The sequence below is a fragment of the Christiangramia aquimixticola genome (assembly GCF_048285835.1).
GTDB lineage: Bacteria > Bacteroidota > Bacteroidia > Flavobacteriales > Flavobacteriaceae > Christiangramia > Christiangramia aquimixticola.
This window is the reverse complement of record NZ_JBLVTL010000002.1, coordinates 436,826-441,432: the sequence shown is the minus strand read 5'-3', so window position 1 is coordinate 441,432 and position 4,607 is coordinate 436,826. Positions and strand designations below refer to the sequence as shown.

Annotated in this window: 3 protein-coding genes; all 3 read left to right on the top strand. The window is 37.8% G+C overall.

Going from position 1 to position 4,607, the window contains the following annotated elements:
- A partial coding sequence (locus ACNKXV_RS05655; protein ID WP_417906729.1) for an OmpA family protein occupies positions 1 to 613 on the top strand: 613 nt, incomplete at its 5' end.
- Positions 614 to 676: 63 nt separating this feature from the next.
- Positions 677 to 3,433, top strand: a complete 2,757-nt coding sequence (locus tag ACNKXV_RS05650) for a PD-(D/E)XK nuclease family protein (RefSeq protein WP_417906728.1) — start codon at positions 677 to 679, stop codon at positions 3,431 to 3,433.
- The gene (locus ACNKXV_RS05645; protein ID WP_417906727.1) at positions 3,420 to 4,310 is read left to right on the top strand and encodes an alpha/beta hydrolase family protein; all 891 of its coding nucleotides are present in this window, start codon (positions 3,420 to 3,422) and stop codon (positions 4,308 to 4,310) included. Before ACNKXV_RS05650 ends, ACNKXV_RS05645 begins: the two co-directional genes overlap by 14 nt.
- Positions 4,311 to 4,607 lie beyond the last annotated feature (297 nt).

Genomic DNA, 4,607 nt, shown 5'->3' with positions numbered 1-4,607 from the left:
CTGTCCAGAAGTTGCTGGTCTTGCTGAATTAAACGGATGCCCGGATGCTGATGGTGACGGTGTAAGAGATAACGAAGATGATTGTCCAGAAGAAGCTGGTCCAGCTGAAAACAACGGATGCCCATGGCCTGATACTGATGGTGACGGAATCCTTGACAAGGATGATGATTGTCCAGAAGTGGCTGGTGTTGCTGCATCTAACGGATGTCCAGAGCCAACTGCTGAAGTGATTTCAGAACTTAATGAGTATTCAAAAACTGTTCTTTTTGACCTTAACAAGGCTACAATTAGAAAAGGATCTGAAGAAGCTCTTCAAGCTATTCACGACATCATGCATGAGTACCCACAAACTATCTTCCACATTGAAGGACATACAGATAGTACTGGTAGTGACTCTTATAACATGAAGTTATCTAAAGAGCGTGCTGCATCTGTAGTTGCATGGTTAAAGTCTAACGGTATCCCAGCAGAAAGATTAACTTCTGAAGGATATGGTGAAACTCAGCCAATCTCTACTAACAGTACTGCTAAAGGTAGACAAGATAACAGACGAGTTGAAATCTCTCTTGATAAGGATAGAGAAATGAAAGATAAGTCTGCAGAGAAGAAATAATATCTCTCGATAAATCTATTAGAAAACGCTCCGCATTGCGGGGCGTTTTTTTATTTTAGGCGTATGGAATCTTTTATACGCGAAGTCCTGCTAAAACTGGAAAGCAAGGGACAAAATCTTTCTCAATTAGTATTTATTCTCCCCAGTAAACGTGCCGGCTCCTATTTACTTAAGGAATTAGCATCACTGTCTACAAAAAATATTTTTGCCCCCACCATTTACAGCATAGAGGAGTTTACAGAACATATCTCTGGTCTCCAACCCATAGATAACACGGTTAGTTTATTTGAGTTCTATGACGTCTATAAAAATCATACTCCTAAAGACGAATTAGAAGACTTCGAAACTTTTATTGCCTGGGCACAAAGCCTTATCCATGACTTTAATGAGATAGACCGGTATTTGATAGATTACAAACCTTTCTTTGATTACCTGTCAGGAATTCAGGATATCAACCATTGGTATTTACAGGATGAAAAAACAGAGCTTATTAAAAAATACCTGAGCTTCTGGAAAAGATTGCCGCTTTACTATCAAAAGTTATCCGAAAAATTAATCGCAAAAGAACAGGGATATCAGGGTCTTATTTATAGGAAAGCTGCCAGTAATATTATAGACTTCAGTTCTCTTGTAACCGAGAAACATATTTTCATTGGATTCAATGCACTAAATGCTGCCGAACAAAAGATCATTCAATATTTACTGGAGAAGGAAAAAGCAGAAGTATTCTGGGATATAGATGAAACCTTTTATAATCATAAGAACCATGCCGCCTCTTTATTCCTGAAACAGTACTTCCAGGAGTGGCCGTTCTATCAAAAAAATCCATTTACAGACTTTGGAAAGAATTATCAGGATGATAAAAAGATCGAGGTAATTGGAATTCCCAAGAACATTGGGCAGGCAAAATATCTGGGTGAGATCATAACCGGGATGGATAAGCGGGAACTTGAAAATACCGCCATAGTCTTTGGACAGGAAGATCTTTTACTTCCGGTCTTGAATTCATTACCTGAAGAAGTAGGAGAACTCAATATCACCATGGGGTTTCCCATTAAAAATGCTCCTATAAGTTCCTTTTTCGAATACTTATTTAAAATCCATATAAGTAACAGTCCCAATTATTACTATAAAGATGTTGTTTCTATAATCAACCACCCGGCTCTGGCTTCAGAATTGGGTCCTGAAGCAAAGTCACTTGTAAAGAGGATTCACACGGACAATGTAGTTTACCTCACCCCGTCAGAAATTATCAATTCCTTTTCGGGTGATTCACTGGAATTAATAAAGGCATGTTTTAGTGAAAAAAAGGATTCGGTTGTTAAGTTTTCTGAAGATCTACATATAATTATTCAATATCTTAAAGACAAGCTGAAGATAGCTGAAGATAAACTTGGCCTCGAATTCTTATATCATTTTCATGTACTCTTTAATAAACTTGATAACCTTAATAGCGAGTACCCGTATATAAAAACCATCAAATCCTTTCATGGATTTTACAAAGAACTGGTTGGAAGCGAAACTTTGGATTTTCAGGGAAAACCATTTCAGGGATTGCAATTAATGGGAATGCTGGAATCACGGGTGCTGGATTTTGAAACGGTGATTATAACTTCTTTAAATGAAGGAGTACTACCGGCGGGAAAATCTGATAATTCCTTTATTCCATATGATTTAAAACAGGAATATAAATTACCTACTTACCGTGAGAAAGATGCGGTGTATACCTATCACTTTTACCGGATACTGCAAAGGGCCAAAAAAGTATATCTGCTTTATAATACAGAAGCAGACGGACTAAATTCCGGAGAAAAAAGCAGGTTTATTACTCAGCTTGAAATTGATGGTAGAAAAAATCATACTATCAGTTACAGCTTGATAAGTCCTAAGGTTCCTTCGTTTAAAAAGGAGCTGAGGAAGGTAGAAAAAACTCCTGAAATGATGCGCCAAATAGCATCTTTAGCAACTTCAGGATTTTCACCTTCAGCCTTGACAACTTACATGAGAAATCCGCTGGATTTTTATCAGCAATATGTATTAGGGGTAAGGGATCAGGACGAGGTTGAGGAAACCGTCGCTTTCAATACTTTAGGAACGGTGGTACATAATGCGCTGGAAAATCTTTACAAACCGCTGGAAGGGGAATTAATTTCAGAAGAGCTAATAAAGAAATTCAAGCAACAGGCAAATAAGCAAATAGAACAGGAGTTTGCCAGGACCTACAGTAAGATCCCCCTGGATAAGGGGAAGAACCTGCTCATTTTTGAAGTTGCCAAAAGATACCTTCGCAATTTCCTGAATTTTGAACTGGACAGATTAAAAAAAGGTGAGGAGATACAGATCGTACAAATAGAGAAAGATTTGAAAGTGCCTCTGGAGATAGAAAGTTTGCCTTTTTCAGTTTATCTTCGCGGCAAGGTAGACCGCTTTGAAAAAAAAGACGGTATTCCGCAGATCATTGACTATAAGACCGGGAAAGTAGAAGCCTCAAATCTTTATGTATCAGATTGGGCTGAGATAACAAAAGATTATGACAAGTTTGCAAAAAGTTTTCAGGTTTTAACTTATGCCAGCTTGATTGCCCAGGAGAAAGACCTTACATTTCCCGCCGTTGCAGGAATTATTTCTTTTAAGAATCTGAAATCAGGGTTTTTAAAATTTCAGCTAAAAGAAAAAGGGAGTAAAAAAGGAGATGCAATGATTACCGAAACTACGCTGGAAAGGTTTCGGAGCGAACTAAAAAAATTAATAATGGAGATCTGCGATCCGGAGGTTCCATTTATTGAAAAGGAAATTAAAAAGAATTATGGAGGTTTCTAAGGAAAAGAACATCATCATTGAAGGAAGGCATAACAAGCCTTTGGTTGCAGATATCATCTTTAAAGACGATGGAAAACAAAAGCCCATCGTAATATTTTGCCATGGTTATAAAGGTTTTAAAGACTGGGGAGCATGGGAAAAAATGGGTGAGCATTTTGCAAGGGAAGGTTTTTTCTTTGTAAAATTCAATTTTAGTCATAACGGAACCACTCCGGAAAATCTTACCGAATTTTTAAATATTGAAGCCTTTGGTGATAATAATTACATCAAAGAGCTGGATGATCTGCAAACAATTCTGGACTGGATTTTACTTCCAACTTTTGATTTCGCCAAACATATAGACCCATTAGATATAAGTTTAATAGGTCATTCACGTGGCGGTGGAATTTGTGTGATCAAGGCTGCTGAAGAAAAAAGAATTACCAAGTTAATAACCCTGGCCTCTGTCTCAGATTATGGATCGAGGTTTCCTACCGGGAAGCAACTGGAGGCATGGGAAAAGAAAGGGGTTCAATATATCGTTAATTCAAGGACCGGTCAGCAATTACCTCATCACTACCAGTTTTACAAGAATTATAAGGAAAACAAGGAGCGGTTAAATATCAAAAAAGCAGCTAAAAAACTTGAAATCCCACATTTAATCGCGCATGGAAGTAGTGATACCAGTGTATCGATTGGGGAAGCTGGAAATCTTTTTGAATGGAGTCCCGCACCAAAACTATTACTGGTAGAAAACGCCGATCATGTTTTTGGCACTAAACATCCGTGGGAAGAAGACGATCTTCCAAAGGAATTCAAACATGTGATCTCGAAAAGTATAGACTTCCTTAAAACGGATTCTCAGGTACTTTGGGACGAGTATGGAGATGAAGATTAGAAAAATTTAAATATTCCACTAAAGAGCCAATAAATTAGAAACCACCCCTAAACACGGTGGTTTTTCTATTATTTGTCTGAAAAATTTATCAATGAAAGGTCGAAATTGTAAAGACCAAAATTTAAATAAAGTAGTTTCTTTGAAAAATATCGCCCAAAAGCGTCGGGGGAACGATTAACCTGAAATAAAAAAACCATTGCCTAAAAGCAGTGGTTTGTGTGGAGAAATCGCCCCGAAGCGTCGGGGGAACCGATGATCTTGAAACAAAAAAACCACCGCTTTTCAGCAGTGGTTTAT

Bases quoted from the DNA above. Each gene is read 5' to 3' on its own strand.
- ACNKXV_RS05650 (WP_417906728.1), top strand. From the start codon at position 677: ATGGAATCTTTTATACGCGAAGTCCTGCTAAAACTGGAAAGCAAGGGA.
- ACNKXV_RS05645 (WP_417906727.1), top strand. From the start codon at position 3,420: ATGGAGGTTTCTAAGGAAAAGAACATCATCATTGAAGGAAGGCATAAC.